This window comes from Streptomyces sp. NPDC001868, assembly GCF_040297125.1.
GTDB lineage: Bacteria > Actinomycetota > Actinomycetes > Streptomycetales > Streptomycetaceae > Streptomyces.
The window spans coordinates 40,396-64,660 of sequence record NZ_JBEOYO010000045.1; the positions used below are offsets into that span (position 1 = coordinate 40,396).

Annotated in this window: 21 protein-coding genes and 2 pseudogenes; 14 read left to right on the forward strand and 9 right to left on the reverse strand. The window is 69.7% G+C overall.

Translation table 11 applies throughout. The features are described from left to right. The first annotated feature begins 124 nt into the window (after positions 1-124). From ABT147_RS35835 to ABT147_RS35845, 3 genes are all read left to right on the forward strand, one after another. Positions 125-1,660, forward strand: a complete 1,536-nt coding sequence (locus ABT147_RS35835; protein WP_351414133.1) for an aldehyde dehydrogenase family protein — start codon at positions 125-127, stop codon at positions 1,658-1,660. A gap of 189 nt (positions 1,661-1,849) precedes the next feature. Further along, positions 1,850-3,355, forward strand: a complete 1,506-nt coding sequence (locus tag ABT147_RS35840) for an FAD-dependent monooxygenase (RefSeq protein ID WP_502983215.1) — start codon at positions 1,850-1,852, stop codon at positions 3,353-3,355. Then, positions 3,352-5,100 (forward strand): AMP-binding protein, encoded by a 1,749-nt coding sequence (locus tag ABT147_RS35845; protein WP_351414137.1) that lies wholly within the window; start codon positions 3,352-3,354, stop codon positions 5,098-5,100. The genes ABT147_RS35840 and ABT147_RS35845 overlap by 4 nt, the downstream gene beginning before the upstream one ends. 205 nt (positions 5,101-5,305) lie before the next feature. On the opposite strand, the gene ABT147_RS35850 is transcribed toward ABT147_RS35845, so the two are convergent. After that, positions 5,306-5,677, reverse strand: a complete 372-nt coding sequence (locus ABT147_RS35850; RefSeq protein ID WP_351414140.1) for an antibiotic biosynthesis monooxygenase family protein — start codon at positions 5,675-5,677, stop codon at positions 5,306-5,308. A 168-nt stretch (positions 5,678-5,845) separates the two neighbouring features. Continuing rightward, positions 5,846-6,640, reverse strand: a complete 795-nt coding sequence (locus ABT147_RS35855) for an alpha/beta fold hydrolase (RefSeq protein ID WP_351414142.1) — start codon at positions 6,638-6,640, stop codon at positions 5,846-5,848. Between the two features lie 142 nt (positions 6,641-6,782). On the opposite strand from ABT147_RS35855, the gene ABT147_RS35860 reads away from it, so the two are divergent. From ABT147_RS35860 to ABT147_RS35890, 7 genes and pseudogenes are all read left to right on the forward strand, one after another. Continuing rightward, on the forward strand, positions 6,783-7,385 hold the full coding sequence (locus tag ABT147_RS35860; protein WP_351414145.1) for a TetR/AcrR family transcriptional regulator: 603 nt from the start codon (positions 6,783-6,785) through the stop codon (positions 7,383-7,385). Positions 7,386-8,311: 926 nt separating this feature from the next. Beyond that, complete coding sequence (locus ABT147_RS35865; RefSeq protein ID WP_351414147.1) at positions 8,312-9,400, forward strand: amidohydrolase family protein; 1,089 nt, start codon at positions 8,312-8,314, stop codon at positions 9,398-9,400. Between the two features lie 388 nt (positions 9,401-9,788). Further along, a complete protein-coding gene (locus tag ABT147_RS35870; protein WP_351414149.1) occupies positions 9,789-10,493 on the forward strand; it encodes a response regulator transcription factor in 705 nt (234 codons plus the stop codon). A gap of 22 nt (positions 10,494-10,515) precedes the next feature. Beyond that, positions 10,516-11,646, forward strand: a complete 1,131-nt coding sequence (locus tag ABT147_RS35875; protein ID WP_351414151.1) for a sensor histidine kinase — start codon at positions 10,516-10,518, stop codon at positions 11,644-11,646. An 825-nt stretch (positions 11,647-12,471) separates the two neighbouring features. After that, positions 12,472-13,536: a quinone oxidoreductase family protein gene (locus ABT147_RS35880; protein WP_351414153.1), complete on the forward strand. Its 1,065-nt coding sequence runs from the start codon at positions 12,472-12,474 to the stop codon at positions 13,534-13,536. 84 nt (positions 13,537-13,620) lie between these two features. Continuing rightward, a pseudogene (locus tag ABT147_RS35885) lies at positions 13,621-14,207 on the forward strand (aquaporin); the annotation flags it as partial. Next, entirely contained in the window at positions 14,204-15,112 is a 909-nt protein-coding gene (locus ABT147_RS35890) for an NAD(P)-binding domain-containing protein (RefSeq protein WP_351414155.1), read from the forward strand. The pseudogene ABT147_RS35885 and the gene ABT147_RS35890, both read left to right, overlap by 4 nt. Before the next feature lie 46 nt (positions 15,113-15,158). Here the strand turns inward: ABT147_RS35890 and ABT147_RS35895 are convergent. Together ABT147_RS35895 and ABT147_RS35900 are read right to left on the reverse strand one after the other, a co-directional pair. Continuing rightward, positions 15,159-15,517, reverse strand: a pseudogene (locus ABT147_RS35895) (transposase); the annotation flags it as partial. Positions 15,518-15,896: 379 nt separating this feature from the next. Then, a complete protein-coding gene (locus ABT147_RS35900; RefSeq protein WP_033532175.1) occupies positions 15,897-16,373 on the reverse strand; it encodes a MarR family winged helix-turn-helix transcriptional regulator in 477 nt (158 codons plus the stop codon). Between the two features lie 87 nt (positions 16,374-16,460). Here ABT147_RS35900 and ABT147_RS35905 point away from each other — a divergent pair, with 87 nt between their 5' ends. Both ABT147_RS35905 and ABT147_RS35910 read left to right on the forward strand, forming a co-directional pair. Beyond that, positions 16,461-17,351, forward strand: coding sequence for an alpha/beta fold hydrolase (locus ABT147_RS35905; protein WP_351414157.1), 891 nt, complete (start codon positions 16,461-16,463; stop codon positions 17,349-17,351). 106 nt (positions 17,352-17,457) lie between these two features. Beyond that, entirely contained in the window at positions 17,458-17,790 is a 333-nt protein-coding gene (locus ABT147_RS35910) for a hypothetical protein (protein ID WP_351414159.1), read from the forward strand. A gap of 153 nt (positions 17,791-17,943) precedes the next feature. On the opposite strand, the gene ABT147_RS35915 is transcribed toward ABT147_RS35910, so the two are convergent. The 5 genes from ABT147_RS35915 to ABT147_RS35935 all read right to left on the reverse strand — a co-directional run bounded on the left by ABT147_RS35915 (position 17,944) and on the right by ABT147_RS35935 (position 22,518). After that, positions 17,944-18,642 carry a nitroreductase gene (locus ABT147_RS35915; protein ID WP_351414162.1) on the reverse strand — a complete coding sequence of 233 codons (699 nt, stop codon included), beginning with the start codon at positions 18,640-18,642 and terminating at the stop codon, positions 17,944-17,946. Between the two features lie 236 nt (positions 18,643-18,878). Further along, positions 18,879-19,619: an NADPH-dependent F420 reductase gene (locus ABT147_RS35920; protein ID WP_351414164.1), complete on the reverse strand. Its 741-nt coding sequence runs from the start codon at positions 19,617-19,619 to the stop codon at positions 18,879-18,881. A 105-nt stretch (positions 19,620-19,724) separates the two neighbouring features. After that, the gene (locus tag ABT147_RS35925; protein WP_351414166.1) at positions 19,725-20,318 is read right to left on the reverse strand and encodes a TetR/AcrR family transcriptional regulator; all 594 of its coding nucleotides are present in this window, start codon (positions 20,316-20,318) and stop codon (positions 19,725-19,727) included. 248 nt (positions 20,319-20,566) lie between these two features. Continuing rightward, positions 20,567-21,406 carry a helix-turn-helix transcriptional regulator gene (locus tag ABT147_RS35930; protein ID WP_351414168.1) on the reverse strand — a complete coding sequence of 280 codons (840 nt, stop codon included), beginning with the start codon at positions 21,404-21,406 and terminating at the stop codon, positions 20,567-20,569. Between the two features lie 362 nt (positions 21,407-21,768). Further along, positions 21,769-22,518 carry an SDR family oxidoreductase gene (locus ABT147_RS35935; protein WP_351414170.1) on the reverse strand — a complete coding sequence of 250 codons (750 nt, stop codon included), beginning with the start codon at positions 22,516-22,518 and terminating at the stop codon, positions 21,769-21,771. 334 nt (positions 22,519-22,852) lie between these two features. Between ABT147_RS35935 and ABT147_RS35940 the strand changes: the two genes are divergently transcribed. Next, positions 22,853-23,281: a hypothetical protein gene (locus tag ABT147_RS35940; RefSeq protein ID WP_351414173.1), complete on the forward strand. Its 429-nt coding sequence runs from the start codon at positions 22,853-22,855 to the stop codon at positions 23,279-23,281. A 161-nt stretch (positions 23,282-23,442) separates the two neighbouring features. Next, a complete protein-coding gene (locus tag ABT147_RS35945; RefSeq protein WP_351414175.1) occupies positions 23,443-24,264 on the forward strand; it encodes an ABC transporter ATP-binding protein in 822 nt (273 codons plus the stop codon). Position 24,265 lies beyond the last annotated feature (1 nt).

Below are 24,265 nucleotides of genomic sequence, written 5' to 3' on the forward strand. Positions count from 1 at the left end.
CACGTCGGCGCGCGCCCGCTCTCACGCAGGGCCTCTTCGCCGCGCCGAACACCGCGTCCACCACCCCCGGCGCTCTCAGGGTGCAGTCCGGGTGCTGGCGGTCGTAAGAAAGTGGGAGAAACTCGTGAGTAACAACACTCCGACGATCACGCGTGACGGAGCCATCGGACAGGACGGCAGTGAGGTGATCACCGTCGATCAAGCCACCGGAGCCGAGTTCGCGCGGTACCCCGTGGCGGGGAAGAAGGAGGCGGCCGCGGCCGTCGCTGACGCCCGCTCGGTCGCCGCGGCCTGGTGGGACCTCGGATTCGAAGGCCGCGCGGAGCGGCTGCGTGCGTGGCGGCGGGAGATGGCGGTGAGCGGTGAGGAGGGCGCCTCACTCATTCACGCCGAGAACGGCAAGCCTCTCGACGAGGCCCGCGTGGAAGTGCTCGGGATTCTGGAACACGTGCAGTTCGCCATCGAGAACGCCGAGCGCGTGCTGGGGCGCCGGGAGATCCCTGGCAGTCCCACCGTGCCCAATCAGCGTGCGTGGGTCGAATACCAGCCCTACGGCGTCGTCGGTGTCATCGGTCCGTGGAACTTCCCCCTGCTCACCCCCGGGGCCATCCTGATCGAGGCGATCGCGGCCGGAAACGCCGCCATCCTCAAGCCCAGCCAGATCACGCCCGGCATCGGGGAGTGGCTCGTCCGGACATGGCAGCGGGCCGTTCCGGACCTTCCCTCCGTCCTGCAGAGCCTGAACGGGTTCGGGGCCACGGGCGGGGCGCTCATCGAGGCCGGCCTGAACAAGCTCGCCTTCACCGGCAGCGTCACCACGGGCAAGACCGTGGCCGCCCAGTGCGCGCAGACCCTGACCCCCGTTCTGCTGGAACTGGGAGGAAAGGACGGCGTCGTCGTGGCCGAGGACGCCGACCTGGACGAAGCCGCCCGCCATGTCGTCTGGGGCGCCATGCAGAACACCGGACACGGCTGCATCAGTCTCGAGGTGGCCTACGTCGTCGAGTCGGTTCACGACGAGTTCGTAGAGAAGATCAGCGAGCTTGCCAAGCAGGTCCGCGTCGGCAGCGGCGAGGACGCGGAGATCGGGCCGGTACCCCTGCCCACCCAGATCCCGATCATCCGGGAGCACATCCGGGACGCCCTCGAGCGCGGCGCGACAGCCACCGTAGGCGGCCTCGACGCAGTCGGTGACCGCTATGTCACCCCCACCGTCCTCGTCGGCGTGACCCCCGACTCCCTCGCGGCGACGGAGGAGACGTTCGGTCCGACACTGGCCGTCGTCAAGGTGGCCGACACCGAAGAGGCCATCGCTCACATCAACGCCAGCCGGTACGGACTGGGCAGTGCCGTCTTCAGCCGCGACCGCGGCGAAGACATCGCCCGTCAGCTCCGCGTCGGAATGACCAGCATCAACGACGCCCTGGTGTTCTCCATCAACCCCGCGGTGCCCTTCGGCGGTCGCGGCGACAGCGGCTACGGGCGCAAGCAGGGCGAGGAAGGACTCCGGGAGTTCGCCTACCCGCACTCCTTCACCGCCAAGACCGGTCCCGCCCAGTTCTCGGCCACCACCTTCGGCAGGCCCCTGGGCGCGATGGCGGGAGCCCTCGCCGGTGTGCGCGACATGATCCTGGCCGAGGGCGACAAGAAGACCGCCTGACAACCGGCGGCCAGAGCGCACACTCCGGTCCGGCATCCACCCCCGTCACCAGACCGGGCGCTGTCTGACGGCACCGGGTCCGAGAGGGCGGCGCCCACCTCGGACCCGGTCGCCCGACCCGGCCCGTCGGCAGCGCGAGCCGACCAGCTCACAGCCACGCGGGCAGCTTCGGCAGAGACTCCCGGAGGACTGTTCTTCGCGACACTGCTGAAGAGGAGCCGGCCCGGCGCCGAGGTCGTGGTCTTCGAACGCAACGGCCCCGACGACACGTTCGGCTTCGGAGTGGTCTTCTCCGACGCCACCCTCGACGCCGCCGACCCCGTCCTCAGTGAGGCTCTGGAGAAGCACGGCCGGCACTGGGACGACATCGAGGTCCGTGTGCACGGCGCCCGGGAACGCGTCGGCGGCATGGGCATGGCCGCTGTCGTACGCAAGACGCTGCTGAGCCTGTTGCAGGAGCGGGCCCGCGCCGAGGGGGTTCGGATGCGCTTCCAGCACGAGATCCGTGATCCCGCAGAGCTGGACGACTTCGACCTGGTCGTGGTGTGCGACGGCGCCGACAGCCGCTTCCGCACGGTGTTCGCCGACGACTTCGGACCGACGGCGGACGTGGCGAGCGCGAAGTTCGTCTGGTTCGGCACCTCGTACATGTTCGACGGGCTCACCTTCGTCCACGAGGATGGCCCGCACGGGGTCTTCGCCGCCCATGCCTATCCGATCAGCGACTCGCTGAGCACCTTCATCGTCGAGACCGACGCCGACTCCTGGGCCAGGGCCGGGCTCGACGCCTTCGACCCCTCGACGCGGCCGGGCCCGAGCGACGAGAAGACCAAGATCTACCTGGAGGACCTCTTCCGCGAGCAGATCGTCGGGCACCCGCTGGTCGGCAACAACTCCCGCTGGGCCAACTTCGCGACCCGCAGGGCCAGTTCGTGGCGGCGTGGGAAGTGGGTGCTGCTGGGCGACGAGGCGCACACCGCGCACTTCTCCGTCGGGTCCGGCACCAAGATGGCAATGGAGGACGCCGTCGCGCTGGCCGGGGCCCTGGGGGAGTCACCGCACAGCGTGCCGGAGGCACTCGATGCCTACGAGTCGCGCCGCCGCCCCAAGGTCGAGAAGATCCAGAACTCGGCGCGGCTCAGTTTGTCGTGGTGGGAGCACTTCGGCCGCTACGTCCGCTCGTTCGACGATCCGACGCAGTTCGCCTTCCACTTCCTCACCCGCAGCATCCCGCGCGGCAAACTCGCCGTGCGTGACGCGGCGTACGTGGACCGCGTCGACGGATGGTGGCGCGAACGCCACGCGACACCGCCCCTGGAGACACCTTTCCGCGGCGGGACGTTCCGGATTCCCTCGCGCCGCGTGGCAGTCGGCGACGACCTCCTGACCGGGACGGACGGCACCGACATCCCGATGGTCCCCTTCGGCGGTCAGCCGTCCGGGGCGGGTGTGTGGATCGACGCCCCGGACAGGGAGGAGGGTCTGCCGCTCGCCCTCGACCCGGTGCGTGAGACGGCGGAAACGGGCGCCCCGCTCGTCGGCGTACGCGGTGGTACGACACTGACCCGCGTACTGGTGGCTGAGGAGGCCCGACTCGCGTACGGCCTGCCCGCGGCGGTCATCGGCGCGTACGACGACACCGCGACCACCCTCCTGCTGTCCGGCCGGGCCGACCTCGTCGGAGGCACCAAGTGACCGCCCTGGAACCGCTGTTCGCACCCCGAGCCATCGCCGTACTCGGCGCCTCCGTCACACCCGGAAAGCTCGGTGCGGCGATGACCGGCTCGCTCGCCTCGTTCCCCGGACCGGTGCTGAAGGTCAACGCCGGCCGGCCGGATCCCGACCGGGGCTTCTTCCCGACCGTCGCCGAGGCCGCCGCGAGCCACGGCATCGCACCCGACCTGGTGGTGTCCTGTATCCCGGCCGCCGCCACTGCCGGGGCCATCCGCGACGCGGCGAACGCGGGAGCCCGCGCCGCCCTCGTGTGCGCCGGCGGTTTCGCCGAAGCGGGTGGCGATGGCGCGCTGCACCAACAGGCCCTGGCCGAAGTGGTGCGGGACACCGGCATCCGTGTCCTCGGGCCGAACACCTCGGGCTTCCTCGCCCCGCACCGACGGCTGACGGCCAGTTTCGTCCCGGGCGTGGCCGAACTGGAACCGGGTCCGGTGGCGGTGGTGGCCGCCAGTGGCGGAGTGAACCACGCGCTGGCCTTCGCTCTTGCCGAGGCCGGCGTCGGCCTGCGCCTGGGGGTCGGGCTGGGCAACAGCCTGGACGTCACCCAGGCCGACGTCCTGCTCCATCTCGCCGAGGACGAGGACGTACGGGCCGTCGCCCTGCACGTGGAGACCGCCGCGGAAGGGCGCCGTCTCACCGAGGCCGTACACCGCCTGACCGACCGGGTCCCCGTCGTGGCCCTGGTCGTCGGGCGCAGCGACATCGGCGACTTCGCCCGCTCCCACACCGGAGCCCTGGCCACCTCCTGGCGCGTCACCAGGGCCGCGTTGCGGCAGGCCGGAGCAGTCCTCGTCGACGACGAACGCGACCTCGTCGACGCCGTCACCGCGCTCAGCCGCGTACGGCTCCCCGCCCACCCACGCCCGGGCATCGGCCTGGTCACCGCACAGGCCGGACCCGGACTGCTGCTCACCGACGCCGGCCGTCGTCCAGCGCTGGATCGACGCCGTGGCCTCCGGCCGTCACGCCGCCCGCCCGCGCTACGGCTGTTGCAAGTGGGTGGCGCCCGCCTCGCGCCGGAGGTCGCCCGCCGTGTCGAACCCGTGCTCGGCGGCACGCTCCAGCAGGTGTTCGGCATGGCGGAGGGGCTGCTGAACTACACGCGCCCCGACGACCCCGACGACATGAGGATCGAGACGCAGGCGCGCCCCATGTGCCCGGACGACGAGATCCTCGTCGTCGACGCCTCCGACAACCCGGTCCCGCCAGGAGGGATGGGCGCGCTGCTCACCCGCGGCCCGTACACCCCACGCGGCTACTACCGGGCGGACGAGCACAACGCCCGTGCGTTCACCCCCGACGGCTGGTATCGCACCGGCGACATCGTCCGGGTGCACCCCTCGGGCAACCTCGTCGTCGAGGGACGCGACAAGGACATGATCAATCGGGGCGGCGAGAAGATCTCCGCGGAGGAGGTGGAGAACCTCGTCTACCGCCTGCCCGGTGTCGCCCGGGTCGCCGCCGTCGCGAAGGCCGACCCCGACCTGGGGGAGCGGGTGTGCGCGGTCGTGGTCGTCGAACCGGGGACCCACCTGACCCTCGAATCAGTACGTGCGGCCCTCACCGCCATGCAGGTGGCCCGCTACAAACTCCCCGAAGACCTGCTGGTCGTGGACGAGTTGCCGCTGACGAAGGTCGGCAAGATCGACAAGAAACGTCTGCGGGATGTCGTCCGTGACAGGGCAGACCCCGTCGAGGCGGTGTGACAGGGTTCGCCGCCGCGGAGGGCGGGCCGATGACGTTGCGGTGATGCTCCTGCCTCGCCGGGGGAGTCAAAGCTGTCTTGCCGGCCTTCTGGCGGTACCTGGGGAAACAGCTCCAGGTACCGCCATCACCGTCGCCCTGTCCCGACCGTCGGACCAGCACCCGTCGTGTGCGTGGCGAACGGCAGCCCGGAATCGGGGGCGGTCGTCATTCCCCTTCGCAGACGCCCTCGACAGCGACCTTCTGGTACAGGTGCGGGTAGGCGACCGTGCCGGCAGGGTAGCCCTCCAGGTGCGAGGCGAACTCCGGCGTGCCGAGCGCCGCACGGAGGTGTTCGGTGGATTTCCAGACCGCGACGTTGGTGAACAGCCGGCTACCGCCTATGCCCCGGTACAGCTGCACCGAGAGAAGGCTCCCCGACTTCTTCATGTACTCCGCGTCGTCCGTCCAGGCGGCCACCACCTCGTCCTCCTTGCCTTCCGGAGCGACGAACGTGTTGATGATGGTGACCGGGCCGGCCTTCTCCTTCTGCTGGTCGCGGAATTGGGTGGACTCGTCGAGCTGGCCGAACTTGAGCATGATTACTCCATGAACTCGAGGGGGAGGTGGGTCTGCCGACCCACAGGGATCCAAGTGATCCGGGACCGGGCGGCGGCCCGTCCGCGTGTTGGTGAGTCGTGATCAATGGGCGGTCCGCGGGAGGGGCTACGCCGATGACCGCCGCGTGGCCCCGCCTGTGATGGGCGTTCAGGCGTTGTGCTTGCCGAGGAAGTCGGTGATGAGCTGCAGCCACTCCTCGGTCCGCTCCAGCATCGGCAGGTGGCCGGTGGCGATTTCCGCGAGCTGGGCGCCGGGGATGGTCTCGGCGAGCCGGCGGTGCAGGGCGCTGGAGACGAGGCGGTCGTCGGTGGTTGAGATGACCAGGGTGGGGACCTTGATGCCGGCGAGGTCGTCCCGGACGTCGACCTGGCCGACGAGGTCGGTCTGCTCGGAGCTGCCGTCGACCGTACTGGCGGCGACGTAGCCGAGGGTCTGCTGCAGTTGCTCGGCCGGCATCGACTCCAGCGCCTGGGTGCCGAGGGCCACCATGAGCTGGAACTCGGCGAGCAGCTCGCGGTCGCCGGACGCGGCGATCTTGCTCTGGATCGAGGAGGCGAGAGCGAGCCGGTTGTCGCGGTGCGGGAAGGCGGCGGTCAGGACGAGTGCGGTGACGCGCTCGGGGTGGCGGGTGGCGGCGCGGATGGCGACCGGGCCTCCGAGGGAGTAGCCGGACACGGCGAAGCGGTCGACGCCCTCCGCGTCGGCGGCGGCGACGAGCTGGTCGGCGAGGTCGTCGACGGACAGCGGGGTCGTGGAGCGGGGGGTGTCGCCGCTGCCGGGGTAGTCGATGCCGACGACGGTGTGGCGGGCGGCGAGCCCTTCCAGGACGGGGCCGTAGGTGCCGGCCAGGCTGCTGCCGGCGCCGTGGGCGAGGAGCAGGCCGGGGCCGGACCCGAGGCGAGTACGGGCGAACGCGGGCTCGAGCAGGTTGCGAGACGACATGGCCATCTACCTTTCACAGTCACCGACACGCAAGGAATCATCCAGTGCGTGTGATTGCTCTTCGTTTGTATCACACGCAACGTATGATTCAGACTGTGACGCCAATCACACTCGTCGTATGATTTGGCGGTAGGGTGGCGGCATGAACGAGCCTCCCCACCGCCGCCAGCCGACTCCGGGCAACCCGCGCGTGCAGCGCACCCGCAACCGCGTGCTGGCCGTCGCGCGTGAACTGCTGCCTCAGGTCGGACCGGCCGGGCTGACCTATGCTCTGCTGGCAGAGCGGGCAGAGGTCACCCGTCAGACCCTCTACCGGCACTGGCCCACCCGGGCCGCGCTGCTCTTCGACCTCGTACTCGAAGGCCCCGACCTCGGTAACTACCCCGACCCGGGCAGCGACGTGGGCGCCGTGGCCACCGCCTGGCTGAAGAGCCTGCGCGCCGGCGTCAGCGTGCCGTCCGTGCGCACCGCGGCTCTGGCCGTCACCGCCCAGGCCGACCACGATCCCGACAGTGCCCGGGCACTCGTCCGCATCGGCGAAGACCGCTACGCCGGCTTCAACAGGCTGCTGGAGCCTTCGGGCATCCAGATCAGCGAAGACGAGTTCACCCTGCTGTACGGGCCTGTCCTCGCCCGGCTCTTCCTCGACCGCGGCCAGGTCACCGACGCCTTCATCGACGCCGTCGTGACCCAGTGGCTCACCATGCTGCGGTCTGTCGGCGCACCGCAGGACTCGGAGCAGTAGTCACCGAGAGCTCTTGGCGGAGGCCGACCGGAACAACCGCGTTCAGGCGGCAAACGGACTTGTGCTGCCTGGACATGCTCGCCGGCGTCGGTTGGCCGATCGTGCCGGTGTGAACGCCCCCCCGACCTGAGCGAGGGCACGGCGGACGCACCCAAGAACTGACCAGGGTGGCGGCTGAGGGGCCCCTGAATCTGTAAGAAGCCGGAGACCGCTGTAGGAAGTGGGGGCCAGTCCGGCGGTTGGCTTCATGGAAGCTTCATTTGCTGAGTGGTACGTGCCTTATGAGGCGCCTGTTGTCTGACGGTCATGCACGCACTCCTCGTCCCACCGGTGGGCACTGTTGAGCACCCTGCCGTGGGGCACCTGCCTACGGCGATTCACCAGCGCTGTCCGGTTCCGTCGTGCTCGGCGCGTTCCCTTGTCCTGAGTCGGCCAGGCATGTGGACCCCGTCGGGCAGGCGGTCGGCGATCACGCGCTGCATGAACGAACCGGCGGTCAGTTCACGACCTGTGTAGTGGCAGTGGCGGCGGTGTTGCCGACGGGGCCACTCCACAGCCGACTACCGGTTGGCGCGGCTGCATCGGCGCCATGAGGTTCCCACGCATGAGTGCCGACTCGACCTGCTGGCGGCGACCGCCCAGCCGAGGAGCCGACCTACCCGCTTGCACTCTCCGATCGGCCTGGACCGCACACACATCCGTGGCGACAGTCATCGTGGCGGGGACCATCGCCGTCCTGCACAGGACCTGCCCTGCCCGGCTTGGCGACGGGGCCGTGACGCACGCACATACGACCTGACTCTCACACAGAAGGAAGAGGGGAACCTGAAATGAACCTGCGACGGAACATCTCGCGTCGAAGGATGATCGAAGGGGCATCGGCCGCGGCGCTTGTCACGGCGGCGGCGGCCACGGTGCCTGCTGCCATGGCCAGTCCGGAGACGGCATTGTCCGGCTCGGGGCTGCCGAAGGGCAACTGGCGTATCGACACCCACGCCCACTACTCGCCCGACGTGTACAACGACTACCTGCAGCGCTACGGCCTCCTCGGCGCCATTACCGGGGCGTACGGTCCGTGGTCGGTCGAGCGGCATGTGGCCTTCATGGACCAGTACCGGATCCAGGCCAGCGTCCTGTCGTTCGGCGACCTCCAGGTCACCGTCGGCCCGGTCGACGACCGGCGCGCCACCGCCCGTGCGGTCAACGACTACGCCCACAACCTCGTGCAGACCCGGGGTGACCGGTTCGGGATCTTCGCGGTCACCCCGATGCCCGACATCGACGGCGCGGTCGCCGAGGTGGACCGCGCGCTCGGTGAACTGGATCTCGACGGCATCTGCCTGCTCACCAACTACAAGGGCACCTACCTCGGGGATCCCTCGTTCGCGCCTCTGTACGAGATCCTCAACGACCGCCATGCCTACGTCTATGTCCACCCGACGGGTCCGGAGAACAACCCGGCTCCCAAGCTGTGCTTCGGCCCGGACATCCCGGCCGGGAACAACGTCTTCGAGTACAACTTCGACGCGACCCGCGCGATGACGAGCCTGATCTACAACGGTGTCCTGCGGGACTACCCGAACATCCGCTGGCACTTCACGCACTCCGGCGGGGCACTGCCGTTCCTGGCCTTCCGGCTCGCGACCCGGCACTCGGCCTTCCCGCCGTTCAACGAGGTGCTGCCGGAAGGGCCCCTCACGTACATGAAGCGGATGTTCTTCGACAACGCGCAGGCGTTCACCGCCGCGCAGTTGCAGCCGCTGTCGTCGCTGGTGCCCGACAGTCACATCATGTTCGGCAGTGACTGGCCTGCGACCCGCCATCTCTACGCGGCCGACAACGTCGAGACGATGCCCTTCCTCAAGGGCAGCCTGCCCAATCTCAAGGCAGGTGACCCCGAACCGACCGTCGACGAGATCTACAGCCGGCGCCAGCGGATCGCTCTCGAGCGGGACAACGCCCTCGGCCAGTTCCCGAAACTGAAGGCGCGTATACGCCGCGCCGGCTCGCGCTGAGCCGCGACCGCACGCCAAGCCCGCCGCCTGCTGCCCAGCCGACGGGCCGCGGGCGGCGGGCGGCGCTCTGTGCAAAGATCAGCGCCGGCCGACGGAGGGGCCACCGACGGAAATCGACGTCGCCCGGCCCGCCGCCCGGCTGCTGCAGGAGATCGGTTCGGACGTCGTGCACATCCCGTCCCGCTGCGCTGTCTGTGGACCGCCTCATGGAGCTGCCCGGCGGCCCGGCGCCGGATAGGCGAGGGCCGGCCCACAGATCGTCGCCGGCCACGACTAACACCGTACGCTGGCCGCAATCGAGGCCCGCTGCCTCCACGCCGCCGGTCACCCCGCGGCCATGACGTCCCCCCGCCTCCCTCTTCCCGCCCGGCGATGGAAAGCGAGCACGATGAGTACGCAGCGCGTTCTGGTCGTCGATGACGAGCCCAAGATCCGTATGACCGTGCGCGGTTACCTGGAGGCGGACGGGTTCCACGTCATCGAAGCCGCGGACGGACCGTCCGCCCTGCAGGCGGTCACCCGTGACCGGCCGGACCTCGTGGTGCTCGATGTGATGCTCCCGGGGCTGGACGGATTCCAGGTCCTGCGCCGCATCCGGGAGGCGAGTCAGATCCCGGTGATCATGCTCACCGCCCGCGACGAGGAGGTCGACCGGCTGATCGGCTTCACCACCGGCAGCGACGACTACGTCACCAAGCCGTTCAGTCCCCGCGAACTGGCCCTACGGGTGCGCGCCATCCTGCGGCGCATCGACAGCCGGTCCGAGGCGGACCACGAGGACGGCGTCCTGCGCTTCGACGGACTGACAGTCGATCACGTGACGCGGACCGTGCTGGTCGATGCCGACCGGACGGTGGAGCTGTCCGCTCTCGACTTCGATCTGCTGTTCGCGATGGCCCGGGCCCCTGGGCGGGTCTTCACCCGGCGCGGCCTGCTGGCCCAGGTCTGGGGCGAGGACTTCTTCGGTGACGAGCGCGTCGTGGACGTGCACATCCGCACTCTGCGGCGTGCGCTGGGCGACGACGCGGGCGCACCACGGTTCGTGGGAACCGTCCGCACCATCGGCTACCGGTTCATCGGGCGCCCCGCCTAGCGGCCAGGAAGGACACCCACCCATGTCGCCCGCCCGCTTCCCGGCCTACCAGAGGTGTCGTGCGCGGCTGCGCCAAATTCAGGAGCGTCTGTCGCTCCGCAACCGGCTGGTGCTCTCGCACGTCATGGTGCTCCTCCTGGCACTGCTGGCCATGGCGGCGATCAGCGCACTGATCGAGGTCTGGCTCGGTTTTGCCGACATCGAAGGTGACGTGGTCTTGCAGGTCGGCCTCTTGTTCGGATTGGCCGCGGCCTTCCCGGCGTCCGTCGCCCTGTCCCGGTTTCTGCTGAGGCCGCTCGACAGGGTGCGCGTCGCCACGCGCCGGCTCGCCGAGGGACACTACGACGATGTCCTCGAAGTTCCCAGCGAGCCGGGCCTGGCAGCGCTGGTCGAAGACGTCAACACCCTGGCGGCAGCCCTCGCCGACACCGAACGCCGCCGCGCGCGACTGATCTCCGAGGTCGCCCACGAGATGCGCACCCCCATCACCATCCTTCGCGGCCAGATCGAGGGCATCGCCGACGGCATCTTCGTCCCCGATGAGGCGATGTTCGCCTCCCTCGCCGACGACCTCGACCGGCTGCAGCGCCTGGCCGCCGACCTTTCCAGCCTGTCCCGGTCGGAGGAGGGCGCCTTCGTCCTTCACAGCAAGCCCACCGACGTGGCCATGGTGGCTCGGACCACGGCCGAGCGACTGCGCCCCCAGTACGACGACCAGATGGTTTCTCTCGTCGTGGACGCGGGCGCACCCGTCGACGCTTTCTGCGATCCGGACCGGATCACCCAGATCCTGGTGAACCTGCTCGGCAACGCACTGGCCGCATCCGATCGGCATGGGCATGTGGCGCTGTCCGTGCACACTGAACCGTCACCCGTGCCCCATGTGATCGTCCGTATCGTGGATGACGGCGTCGGCATCGCCGAGCACAACCTGAAGCGCATCTTCCACCGCTTCGAACGCCTTGAGCGCCCCGGCCGACCCGCTGCCGCCGGCGGCAGCGGCATCGGCTTGGCCATCGCCCGGGGCATGGCCCGAGCCCATGGCGGAGAGATCACCGCAGAATCCGCCGGCCTGGGCAAGGGCGCGACGTTCACCTTGCGCCTACCGCAGGAACCCGCCCCGGGGGGCCGCGTGTCACCGTTCTCCCGCTGACCCATCGACCCATCGGCCCCGGAGCGGAGGTGATGCGCAGGTCGCGGTCGTGAAGGACGTCGAGGAAGTGGGATCAGTGCGCGTCGCCGAGTTCGGAGACGGCGAGAGCGCGTGCGGCGGCCGCGGTGCGTGACAGGGGCAGCATCCCGGTGATCGCTCGGTCCGCGGGCTTTCCCGGCGCACGGCCGGCAGGACCCACAGCGTGTGAGCGGGTGTCGGACGCCCCTCGGGCAGCGAGATGCCCTGAGTTCTTACGAGGACCAGCAGAGCGCGGGGCTCGGTGACGCCGTCGGCCAGGGCCCGCACCGGCACGTCGGCGCTCGCCGACCGCGACCGGCCCGGCCAACTCCGCCCCGCCGACACCAGGATACGTGGCGCGGCCACCTCGGCGGTGGTGACGGCGGAGCCGGGCTGAGCGAGTACGCGCTGCCTGAAGAAACCCCTGGCCTGCGGCCTGTTCACGACCTGCGGGGCGGCAGTGGCGGCAGGGGTCGCTCGCGGGGCTGCTCCGTATCCGACGGTCGGCCGTTCGCGAGGCCGCCCCGGCTGCGCCGAGCGTCCGGTGCCCCGGACTCGAGCCCAGTCGGGACCTGCTCGCCAACCCGACCCTGTCGTCCGACCCGGACACGGCGGAGCGGATCTCCGAGCTGAGGCGAACCCGCCCCAAGGGCAAGTGACCAACCGTCAGACCGATCAGCTTTCTGGTCCACACCTGGTAGCCGCCTGGTCGAGGTTCGCTCGCACTCGGTCTCGCGGGGCGGGTGAGGCGCAGGCGGCTGTATGTAGCCCCCGATGAACCGCGTAACGATCTGAAGGAACGTGAAAGTGGAACAGACCATGATGGCGGTCCGCCTGTTCGAACATGGCGGGCCCGAGGTGCTCAAGTACATCGAGGCACCGATTCCCGAGGTCGGCCCCCACGACGTCTTGATGCGCGTGCACGCCACGGCCGTCAACAGCTGGGACCTCCGGTACCGCGCGGGCAACTTGCCGCAGCCTCTCCCGGGTCGGCCCGCGTGGCCTCTGCCGTTCCAGCTCGGCCGGGACGCGGCCGGTGAGATCGTCGCCACCGGCGAGAACGTCACCAGGTGGCGCCCCGGTGACAGGGCGGTGCAGCTTCCGCACCCGCCGTGCCGCAACTGCGCCCTGTGCGTGCGCGGCCTCGAGAACCTGTGCATCGACACCGCCTACCCCGGGCACCAGGTCTTCGGCGGATACGCCCAGTACGTCGTGCGTCGCCAGGACGCGATCCTGCCCATCCCGGAAGGCGTCGACTTCGAGACCGCCGCAGCCACCATGTGGACCTACACCACCCCGCTCAACTGTGCGCGGCAAGCACCTGTCGGTCCCGGTGACACGGTGGTCATCACCGGTGCCAGCGGGGGGATGGCGATCGCCTGCGCACAACTGGCGAAGCTGAGCGGAGCCACCGTCATCGGCACCACCACCAAGCCGGACCACGACGAAGCGCTCAGGAAGCTCGGATACGACCACACCGTGCGCTCCACGGATCCCCGACTGCCGGCACAGGTCAGGGAGCTGACGCACGGTCTGGGCGCGGACGCCGTCTGGGACTGTGTCGGCGGCAACGACTGCTTCCAGCTTTCCCTTTCCTGCATACGGCTCGGCGGTACGGTCATCGTCCTGGGTACACCGACCGACCAGGGATCCAGGCTCGAGCTGGACGCACTCGCGCTCATCGGCGGGCAGGTGAAGATCGCCAGCGTGCGTGGCGCGACCCTGCGGGACCAGCAACTGTGCCTGGAACTGCTGGCAGAAGGAAAGATCGAGCCGATCATCGACCGGGCCTATCCCCTGGCAGAGGCGGCTGAGGCCCACGCGTACCTGGAAAGCCATCGGCAGACCGGCAAAGTGATCCTCCTGCCGTGACCCCGCGTCGATCGCTGACGCCCGCAGAAGGCGCGGTCGGGCGCGTCATCGAGAGAATGCGGCAGGAAGTACGCTGCCGGGCCGGACGTCGGCCTGCGACTACTGGCCAACTCCACGGCCATCGTCGTCGGCCTCGGTAACCTGATCCTCCTCCTCGGCCCCGTCTCCGGCGCTCACTTCAACCCGGTCGTCACCCTCGCCGAGTGGTGGACCGCCCGCCGCGGTGGCGCGCCGGAGTCACCGCGCGCGAGGTCGTCGTGTATCTGCCCGCGCAGATCGTCGGCGCGATCGCGGGCGCGATCCTGGCGGACGCGATGTTCGGCGAGCCGCTGGTGAAGTGGTCCGCGCATGACCGCTCGGGGGGCCATTTGCTGCTGGGCGAGGTCGTTGCCACGGCCGGTCTGATCCTGCTGATCTTCGGTCTCGCCCGGGCTGACCAGCTGCGCTTCGCACCCGTCGCCGTCGCCTCGTACATCGGCGCCGCGTACTGGTTCACCTCCTCCACGTCCTTCGCCAACCCGGCGGTGACCATCGGCCGCGCTTTCACCGACACCTTCGCGGGCATCGCCCCCAGCTCGGTCGCGGGCTTCATCGGCATGCAACTCATCGGCGGCGTGATCGGGCTGGCGCTGGTCGCGCTCATCTTCATGCCCGGACGATCGACCGAGTGACCAACAGGACCCAGGTGGTGGTGATCGGCGGCGGCCAGGCCGGACCCGCCGCCGGCTACCACCTGCGCCGCCTCGGCCCGGAGTTCGCCATCCTCGACGCCCAGGCCACGCCGGGCGGCGCCTGGCAGCATGCCTGGGATTCCCTGCGCCCGTTCTCCCCGGCTGCGTACTCCTCGCTACCCGGCCGCCGCATGCCGCCGCAGACCGGCCAGACCTACCCCGACGCACAGCACGTGGTGGAGTACCTGGCCGATTACGAGAAGCGGTACGAGCTGCCCGTCGAGCGACCCGTGAGCGTCGTCGGCGTCCACCGGGACGGCCAACTCGTGCGGGTGGAAACCGGCTCCGGCGCCTGGCACACCCGCGCCGTCATCAGCGCAACCGGCACCTGGTGGCGGCCCTTTCTCCCCGCCGTTCCTGGTCAAGCGGCCTTCGGGGGCCGCCGGCTGCACACGGCGGAGTACCGCAGCCCCGCCGACTTCGCAGGCCAGCGCGTGATCGTGGTCGGCGGAGGCAACTCCCTCGCCCAGATCGCCGCCGACCTCGCCTACGACACGGACCTGACCTGGGTCACCCAGCGCCCGCCGCGCTTCCTCGCCGACGACATCGACGGGCCTGCCTTGTTCGACGTGGCCACCGCTCGCCGCCGCGCCCTGGACGAGGGGCGCACGGACACGGGCGGCGTCGCCTCGCTCGGCGACATCGCCGCCGTCCCTCCCGTACGCGAGGCCCGAGACCGCGGCTGCGCATGCTGCCCGCCGACATGGTCAACGGCCGCGACCGCACCCTGTCCGTCGACGGCAACGCCTTCGAATGGATCGGGGTGTTCCTGCTGGACCACGAGCAGGTCCCGAGCGGCACGATCTGCTCGTTGGAGCCGATCGGCATTCCCGCGATCGCCCTGACACGGCGCGACTGGGACTTCCTCTTCGACCAACTTCACAGCTCGCCGCCGGCGGGGCGACGGTGCGGGATGACCAGTTCGGTCCCCTGGTAGCCGCCGTCGGCGATGGTGGTTGTCCTGCCCACCGCCGCCGCGGCACCGATTCGGACCACGCCTTGCAGTCGTTGCGATTGCCCGGAACCGGGCGGCCGACGGCAACGACCAGGCGGGTGTCGGCGTCGATAACCACTTGGTGGTTGGTTGAGTAGCGGTAATTCTTCGACTGCTCCGCTACCTGATGGTCACGAGTCGCCACCAGCGTCCCGTCCACGATGGGCACAGTGCCGTGACGGAACCGCTGGCGCTGGTTCAGTGCCAGCAGCGGCCCCGTGTGGTCCACGATCCGATCCGCCGCCGACTTGGACAAAAGCGCCTGAGTTCGCAATTTCTGAGCGCTCGGTGACCCGAACTCGGACGGGACTTGCGTGAAGGCCAGCCCTCGTCGTCGTCCCTTCATCCAGCAAGCGGTGCGTATGTCGTGGCCGTCGCAGGCCCGATGCCATCCCTGGGTTCCCGGCTGCGGCCGTGCGTCGGCCTCGGTGCGCGGGTTCTCGAGCGTCTGCCCCCGGTACAACAGCATGCGTCGTGAACATCGCAGGCGTCACCGACGAGACACACGTAGGGGTGTTTCCGAGAGGTCCTGCCCTGCCCTGCTTCTCTGTAGATGGTGATCGTTGTTCCACTCGGGGTCGAGGGCGGGGTAGCGGATCGTGAAGGTGTCGCGGGCCCCGACCCTCGGCTGGCCGCTAGCGCAGTTCCTGTCCCGCCGCCCAGCCCGGAGCGTCGAGGTTGATGGGCGAGTCGCCGACGAATTGGGCGAGCTGCGTTTCCAGCTCGGCGAGTTCGGCGGCGCCCAGTCGCACTTCCCAGCGGGCCCGCACCTCGTCGAAGATCGCCGTGCTCTCGGTGATCAGCCCGATCCCGTGATCGGTGATCCGGATGTTCTTGCGGCGGATGTCGGCGGGGTCGGTCTCGGTGGTGACGTACCCGCGTTCGACGAGCGCGGCGATCGTCTTCGCCGCGGCCTGCTTGGTGATGGCGAGTCTGCGGGCCAAGTCCGAGGCGCTGTCGGCGCCGGCTCGGATGGCCCGGATCGCGTACTCGTGCGACGGCCGGGCGTCGGGGTATCCCCGGGTCGCCAGCTCCCGGACCACTTCGTCCACCAGATTGCGATAGCTGCCCAGGAGCAGCAGGGCGAGATCGGCGCCGGATCGTGAGGACATGACCACAGTCTAGATCTTCCCTTGACCTGGACAACCAGGTTGACCAACACTGGAGTCAACCTGGTTGTCTATCTTGGGAGTCATCGCATGACCAGCTCTTTCGTGACCGCCTCGCCCACCGTGGCGGGCATCACGCACCGCACCGCCGAGGTCAACGGCACCACGTTGCACTACGTCTCGGCGGGCGACACCGGCTCCCCGATCCTGCTGGTGCACGGGTGGCCGGAGTCCTGGTGGGCCTTCCGCGACGTCATCCCGCTGCTCGCCGCCACCCACCGGGTGTTCGCCGTCGACCTGCGCGGATTCGGCGACTCCGGCATCGCCGACGGCGACCACGACTTGGCCACCATGGCGGAGGACCTGCACCAGCTGGTCGCCCACCTCGGCGTCGGGCCCGTGCACGTGACCTGCCAGGACATCAGCGGCGGGCCGGTCTTCGCGTTCGCGGCCACGCACCCCGGCGACGTCCTCAGCTTCACCGGCGTCGAGACCACCCTTCCGGGGTACGGCTGGGAGATGCTGGCCGACGTGAGGAACGGCGGCTCCTGGCACGTGGGATTCCTGGCCGCCCCGGGAATTCCGGAGCTGTTCCTGGCCGGCCGCGAGCGAGTGATGCTCGACTGGGCCGTCTCGGTGATGACGATGGTGCCGGGCGGGGTCACCGAGGCCGACCTCGACGAGTTCGCCCGCACCTACGCGCGGCCGGGCGGCTGGCGCGGCACCGAGGGGCTCTACCGTTCCTCCCTGACCGGCGGCGACCGGATGCGGGCACTGGCCGAGGCGCGGCCGCTGACCGTTCCCGTGCTCGCCGTCGACGGCATCAACGCCCCCTTCACCGAGCGGACGATGCGCCAGGTCGCCGGCGACGTCACCGCGGTCACGATCCCGGACGTCGGGCATTTCGTCGCGCAGGAGGCACCCGCCGCCTTCGCCACCGCGGTCGGCGACTTCGTCGACCGCGTCGACCGGAGCCGCTGAACGGCCGAGTCCCTGCACCGCCACCCTCCGTGCCCTCTCCGGCCTGCCGCTGACGCGGCCTCGACCCGGGGCAGCGCCGTTGCCTCCCGGATTCGTTGCTGCCGAGGTGGGCAACTCCCGCGCCGACACCGCGTGTTTCAACCGCGGATACGCCGTCCGCTCGATCGACGCCACGAAACCACCCCCCGACCATCAACCGGACAAAGGCCCCCGCGACGACGACGCTGACGAACATCAATGCGACAGGAAAATCCCCAGCTCAGCGCGATGCATCACTGCCCTACAGCAGGTTTCCGGCGTACTCCGGTCGGACCCGCTCTTCGGCCTGCTCTTTCTACTTCTCGCGCAGCTACGTGAGCTGATGCGGCAGATCGGCCGCACCATCGACGAGTGGCATGACCTGCGCGGTTCGGGGGACGACGAGCCCTCCGACAAGTAGCAAGACATGCCCAGGATCATCTGTCGGCTTGTCATGGTTACTCCTCAGACGAGGTGATGAGAAACGGAGAATGTCTCCGATGCGGGCGCAGGGCCCGGGCAGGCCGAGTGGCGGCCCGGGCCCTGCGCCGGATGGTTCCGGTGGGCGGAGGAGCTACTGCCTGCCGAGGACTCCCGGGGTGTCATGCAGGACCACGCTTCGCTGCAGCGGAACCCGCTCCGTGCGGAGCGTGTTCACCGGTGCCGCCGGGTCGGCCATGCCGAAGGAGATCCCGAACAGCAGCTTGAGCTCCGCGGAGACGCCCAGGAACTCGCGGACGGTGTCGGCGTAGACGCCGAGTACGGTCTGCGGGATGCCGGCCAGTCCCCGGGCCGCCAGCGAGAGCAGGAAGTTCTGCGCGTACATGCCGATGTCGCCGGCCGTCCGTACCCCGTCGCCGAGTGCCGGCATGAACAGGAAGGCAGCGTGGGGAGCGCCGTAGAACTCCAGGTTCTCGCGGACCGCCGCCCTTCTGCCGTCTCGGTCCGAGCGCTCGACGCCCCGGGCCCGGTAGACACTCGCGCCCAGGGCCTGCGAGCGCTCGAGGTAGAGGCCGTCGCCGTAGCCGTCGGTGAAATCCGGGGAGGTCCGCCCCTCCTCCTCGGCCCGGAGCAGCTGTTCGGCCAGGGCGTCCCGTGCCGCACCTGAGACGACGTGCACCGTCCACGGCTGGGTATTGCTGTTCGAGGGGGCGGTCTGCGCGTCTTCCAGCACGCCGCGGATGTCCGAAGGCGACAGGGCTGTGGGCAGGAACTGCCGGGGGGAGCGGCGGGAGCGTGCGATGTCGGTGAAGGGTGATGCGGTGCCGGGCAAGGCGGTTCCTCTCCGTGGCGCGCAGTCATCTGCCATGCTGCGCTGCGCGGAGGCCGCCGCGGTTGCGGACGCACCCTGCGGGTCCGGCAGGCTTGCGGATGCTCGCAGGCAGCGGCGTGCCGAAGCTGCAGACTGCAGCGCGGGGGACTGTGCGCTCTTCGTGTTCGTCTTCGTTCATGGTGTGCCGGCGCTGCCGCTCTCGTGCCGTTGCGTGCACGAGCGTCGCGTCGGGTGTCTCAGCGGTGGGCGGCGCGGTTCATCTCGACGATGTCGTCGAGAGTGGGATTGGCACCGCGGGCGGCGATGCGTTCCGGGAGGCTGTCGCGGATGGCTGCGTCCTTGGCGCGGTCGGCCGCGGCCAGGGCCGCCGGCAGCTCGTCGAGGGTCAGCTCGGTGCAGTAGGCGGGGCTGTTCGGCTGCTGGCGCCAGGAGTCGGCCAGTGTGCCGGCGTCGTAGGGGTCGAAGCCGGTGTCGTCCACCAGGCTCATGGCCACCCTCCGCGCTTCCTCGGAGTCGCCGGCGACGGGGATGGCGAGGCGGCCGGGCGTTCCGGCCGGAACGCCCTTGGTCCGCTGGGTTTCGGCCAGCGCGGCGTTCCACGCCTTGACCACGGGGCGGCCGAGCAGCTCGGCGGTGTACACGCTCTCCACCTGGCCGTTGTCCACCGCCTCGATCGGCTCGCTGAGCATGCCGGGGTAGTAGTTCGAGGTGTCGATGACCACCGTCTCGTCGGGCACCGACGCGAACAGGTCCGCCAGCTGGCCCGCCACCCCGAACGGGATCGACAGGACGATGACGTCCCGGCCCTGGACGGCGGCGGCGGAGAGGTCCGCCGCGCGGGCCCCGGACTCCAGCACCTCCGCCCGGACCGCCTCGGGGCCGCGGGCGCCGGCCACCTGGACGTCGTGACCGGCCGTGCTGAGCTTGGCAGCGAGGTTCCCGCCGATGGCGCCAGCGCCTATGACAGTAATTTTCATGATTTGTTCCTTAGGAGGTTGTGCCGCCCCTGGGGGCAGCACGATGTGATGGATGGGTGGTGGTGCCGCCTGGCGTTGCGGGGGCGGAGCCGGGGGCCTGGCGATCTACGCCTGGGTGTCCTGCTGGCGGTAGCCGCTCGCGATGAGCGTGCGGAGCCGGTCGAGCGACTCCTCCTCGGTACCGGTGCCCTTGATCCAGGCAACGGAACAGGCCGCGAGGAACAGGTCGTGCCCCCGCACCGACGCGCGCACGCGCCCGGCGAGCTGTGCGGCATGCACGTACCGGTCGGTGGCGGTGATGAGGATGTCGCAGGGAATCGTGAGGGGGTTGTCCGGCTCCTGCGCCCGGGCCGCGGCCATGAGCGGGTCGGGCAGCCCGCTGAAGGCGCTGAAGTACTCCTCCATCGCCCGCAGCCACTGCTCCAGCGCCTGGGCGGCGTCGTCGAGTTGCTCGATGTCCGCCTGGCGGGCCACGAGTTCCTCGGAGCGGGTCTGCAGCACGGCCGCCAGCAGTGCCTCCCGGGTGGGGAAGTGCCGGTACAGGGTGCCGGGCCCGACGCCCGCCTCCTTGGCCACCGCCTCGAGGGAGGTGCCGACCCCGTGCTGCAGGAAGTGACGCTGCGCGGTCTCCAGAAGGGCCGCGCGGTTGCGCTGAACGTCCGCGCGGGGCTTGCGTCCCCGCTGTTCACCGGTGCTCATGCGCCCTCCCGCCTGCCGTGATCCTGCGGCCCGCATCAAAACGGATGCTGCCTCCGCACTTGGTCGAGAGTAAAACGGAGGCAGCGTCCGGTCAAACCGGCGGCCTGAGCGCGGAGCCCGGACATCGCAGGGGGCCGACATCTTTGCCCGTAGAGCGCAGAGCAAAAGCCGTGCGGGCCGCACCATCCCAGAGTGCCCTTGTCCGGTGCCTCCCGCGCCGAGCCCGGCCCGGTCCCCGGTCCAGGGCGTCAGGGGGTGAGCTGTTGGTGGCCTATGACGGAGAGCAGTTCGAGTTTGCTGTGGCTCTCCGTGCCGGGGCGAGTGGTCAGCACCACCAGGGTCTGGGCGCGGTTCTCGGTGAACAGAAGCTGGGCGTCGACGTCGATGCGGCCGAGTTCGGGATGGATGAGGGTCTTGCAGTCGTCGTAGCTTTGTGCGACTTCCTGTAGTTCCCACATGCGGACGAACTCGGGGCTGTGTTCCCGGAGTTCGGCGAGGATCCGGGCGGCTCGGGGGGTGTCGCTGCCGGCTGTCAGCGCGGCCCGCAGGCGCGCCGCATGGGCGCGGCCGTGGTGTTCGTGGACCTCCTCGGGATACACCAGGCGTTCTGCCGGGTCCATGAACCAGCGGTAGTAGCCGCTGCTGGCCAGACCGGTGTGGCGGGTCTGGTCGCCGAGCAGCGCGACGGCCAGGGGGTTCATCGCGAGGGTGTCGAGCAGGTCGGTCTGCACCAGGGCCGGGGAGTCGTCCAGGCGGTCCAGGACCCGCATCAGGGTCGGGCTGACGTGTTCGGAACGGTGGAAGCGGGCCGGGGCGTTGTGGCCGATGAGGGCGAAGAGATGGTCGCGTTCGTCCAGGGTCAGCCGCAGTGCCCGGGCGAGGGCGGTGGTGATCTGGACTGAGGGCTGCGGGGCACGCCGCTGTTCCAGGCGGGCGTAGTAGTCGGTGGACATGCCGGCGAGCTGCGCGACCTCCTCGCGGCGCAGCCCCTGCGTACGCCGGCGCGCCCCCTCGACCAGCCCGACGTCGCGGGGCCGCAGCGCCTCACGCCGATGGCGCAGGAATTCCGCCAGTTCCTTCTTGTCCATGCCGTCCATCCTCGCCGCATCCCGCCCGGCTATCCAGAGACCGCCGATCCATGGCTGCGCCCTCCCCTCCCACCCGCGCGAAGCTGCTCGTACGGCCGACGCGAGGGCGCGCGCGGCGAGACGCCCGATGATCACCTGACCTGCATGACCTGGCTGGGAAATTCCCCGGCTGTCGGCGGTACGCCGCAGGCCGTCGACATGGAAGGCGGCCTGCGGCGACGGTCTCCGTCGAGAACGCCTGACGCTTTGCACGGGCCCCGGGCCCGGGCCTCGTCGCAGGCCTGGCCGATACGACGAGGTTTGTCGTGTGACGGCGCTCGCGTGCTGTTGTTTCCCGTCGGAAACCGGAAACAACAGGTCGATCAGCTGCCGGCGATCATGGCGAGGACGTCGTCGTAGGAGCCGGTGGCCACCGCGTCGCGGATGAACCTGGCGCGCTCGACGACAATCTCCTTCGCGTCGGGCTTCTCGCGCAGCAGGCCGAGGGCCTCGGTGAGGAAGTCGTCCAGCGGCATGGAGTGTTCGCTGTCCTGCTGGCCGAGCAGGGTCGTGCGCACGCCCGGCGGGACCATCTCGATCACCTGGACGTCGGCGTCGGCACCGGCGAGCTGGATGCGCAGGCTCTCGGAGAAGGAGTGCAGCGCGGCCTTGGTCGCGCTGTAGGTCGGGGTGCTCTGATACGGAACGAACGCCAGCGCTGAGGTGACGTTCATGACGACCGCGTCGGCCTTGCCCACCAGGAGGGGCAGGAAGGCGTATGTCATCCGGATCGTGCCGAGCAGATTGGTCGCGATGTGATCCTCGGCGACCTGGAGTTCGGCCGGGTCGAGGAGGTTCTCCCGCAGCATGATGCCGGCATTGTTGACCAGGACGTTCAGCTCGGGGTGGCTCGCCGCGACGGTCTCACGGGCCCGGGCGATCGAGTCGGGGTCGGCGACGTCGAGGACGAGCGCGTCGATGCCGGGGTGCTCGGCCGTGATGTCGTCGAGGAGTTCCTTGCGCCGGCCGGCGACGATCACCTTGTTGCCGGCCTCGTGCAGACGCAGGGCCAGACCGAGGCCGATGCCCGAGGTTCCGCCGGTGATCAGGATCGTGTTGCCGGTCATCTTCATGGGGGTCCTGCTCCTTCGGTACGGCGGGCCGGTGAGCGCCCGCAGCCTCGACCGTAGAGGCGCCTGCGCAGGGGCGGGAGAGGACGGTTTATCCATGGATCGGCGGTCCCTGGCTGAGTCGTAGAAGACGCCCCTGCTGGTCAGCGCCTCCAGACCGGGCACAGGGAGCCGCCGGTAGCAGGCCGGCGGTCAGCTTCCGCCTCACCGAATTGCGGCACGACCGCCGGAACCTGCCGCAGCCCGGGATCCGGAGCGGAACCTGTTGCGGATCCCGGCAACCAGGTACAGCCCGTGTGAAACACGCGGGAAACGGTCGCTTCCTAGACTCCGGCAGATGCGCCACCTGACTGTCCTCGAAGCCCCCACCGAGTGGAGCCGGTTCACCGAAGGTTCCGCCGAACGCCGCATGCTGATCGCCCTCGGCGACCGGCTCGGTACCAAGCTACGTCCGAAGCCGCTCATGCTGCCCGACGGCAACCGCGTCGAGGTCGAGGGGATCGACGCCGACGGCCGGGTGCTCGTCCAGCTCGTCAGCAATCAGGGCACGTACAAGCCCGCTTACCGCAACAAGGTCATGGCGGACATGTTCAAGCTGCTCTGGTTGCGTGACGCGGTGCCCACCGCCGAGCGGGCGGTGCTCCTTGTCTCCGAGCTGATCGTGCAGGCGCTCGGCGGCTGGGTGGGATGCGCGGCGGCGGACCTCGGAATCGAGATCTACGTCTTCGACGGCAGCACGGCCGTAACGCTGCAGCAGCGAACGTAATACCCGCGAAACAAGAAGCGGTGACAGATCGAAACACGGGGCTCCTACGGTCGGACACACCTAAGCGGATTTCCGCGTCGCAGTCTCCCGCACTCGCTACGCACGCTCTCCGACTTCCAGGATCGGGCCTTCGTGCTCGCGACATGGATGGGAGCGTGAAGGTGACTGGTACGCCAGCACTTGAGTTGCGATCGGTGCACCGGGTCTACGGATTCGGGCCGTCCGCCACGAATGCCCTCGACGGCGTTGATCTGACGGTGCCGCCCGGCCGGTTCGTCAGTCTCATCGGGCCCAGCGGCTGCGGCAAGTCGACGCTGTTGCGCATGGTGGCCGGGCTTGAGCAGCCCGACCACGGTGAGGTCCGGGTGCATGGCGTGGCACCGGCGAAGGCGTGCGCCGCCAAGATGATCGGACTCGTGCCGCAGAGCCCGGCGTTGCTGCCCTGGCTGTCCGTGCTGCGGAACGTCACACTGCCGCAGAAGATCAACAGGGGTGCCGCCGGGCGTCGCGAGAGCATCGGCGGCTTCGCGAAGCGGCAGGCGGCCCCGGACATGCGGGACCTGTTGGTCAAGGCGGGTCTCGGTGAAGCCATGCACAAGCTTCCGGCGCAGTTGTCCGGCGGTATGCAGCAGCGTGCCGCGATCGTGCGCGCCTTCGGTCTGCGGCCCGACGTGCTGGTCATGGACGAGCCCTTCTCGGCACTCGACGAGTTCACCCGCGAGAGCCTGCAGGACCAACTGCTCGACCTGTGGGACGAGTTGAAGACAACGGTGCTGTTCGTCACCCACTCCGTCTCGGAGGCCGTCCGGCTCTCCGACACCGTGGTCGTCATGGCACCGCGGCCGGGCCGCATCGTGGACACCATCGACATCGGCCTGCCCCGGCCGCGCGGCGAGAACCTCTTCCGGGAACGTCGCTTCCACGAGTACGAGGACCTGATCCGAGACCGTCTCCGCCACGCCTGGCACGGCGCGGCCGCGTGAA

Bases quoted from the DNA above. Each gene is read 5' to 3' on its own strand.
- ABT147_RS35855 (WP_351414142.1), bottom strand. From the start codon at position 6,640: ATGTCGTCTCGCAACCTGCTCGAGCCCGCGTTCGCCCGTACTCGCCTC.
- ABT147_RS35920 (WP_351414164.1), bottom strand. From the start codon at position 19,619: ATGAAAATTACTGTCATAGGCGCTGGCGCCATCGGCGGGAACCTCGCT.
- ABT147_RS35930 (WP_351414168.1), bottom strand. From the start codon at position 21,406: ATGGACAAGAAGGAACTGGCGGAATTCCTGCGCCATCGGCGTGAGGCG.
- ABT147_RS35935 (WP_351414170.1), bottom strand. From the start codon at position 22,518: ATGAAGATGACCGGCAACACGATCCTGATCACCGGCGGAACCTCGGGC.
- ABT147_RS35870 (WP_351414149.1), top strand. From the start codon at position 9,789: ATGAGTACGCAGCGCGTTCTGGTCGTCGATGACGAGCCCAAGATCCGT.
- ABT147_RS35900 (WP_033532175.1), bottom strand. From the start codon at position 16,373: ATGTCCTCACGATCCGGCGCCGATCTCGCCCTGCTGCTCCTGGGCAGC.
- ABT147_RS35875 (WP_351414151.1), top strand. From the start codon at position 10,516: ATGTCGCCCGCCCGCTTCCCGGCCTACCAGAGGTGTCGTGCGCGGCTG.
- ABT147_RS35850 (WP_351414140.1), bottom strand. From the start codon at position 5,677: ATGCTCAAGTTCGGCCAGCTCGACGAGTCCACCCAATTCCGCGACCAG.
- ABT147_RS35925 (WP_351414166.1), bottom strand. From the start codon at position 20,318: ATGAGCACCGGTGAACAGCGGGGACGCAAGCCCCGCGCGGACGTTCAG.
- ABT147_RS35860 (WP_351414145.1), top strand. From the start codon at position 6,783: ATGAACGAGCCTCCCCACCGCCGCCAGCCGACTCCGGGCAACCCGCGC.
- ABT147_RS35905 (WP_351414157.1), top strand. From the start codon at position 16,461: ATGACCAGCTCTTTCGTGACCGCCTCGCCCACCGTGGCGGGCATCACG.
- ABT147_RS35865 (WP_351414147.1), top strand. From the start codon at position 8,312: ATGGCCAGTCCGGAGACGGCATTGTCCGGCTCGGGGCTGCCGAAGGGC.
- ABT147_RS35940 (WP_351414173.1), top strand. From the start codon at position 22,853: ATGCGCCACCTGACTGTCCTCGAAGCCCCCACCGAGTGGAGCCGGTTC.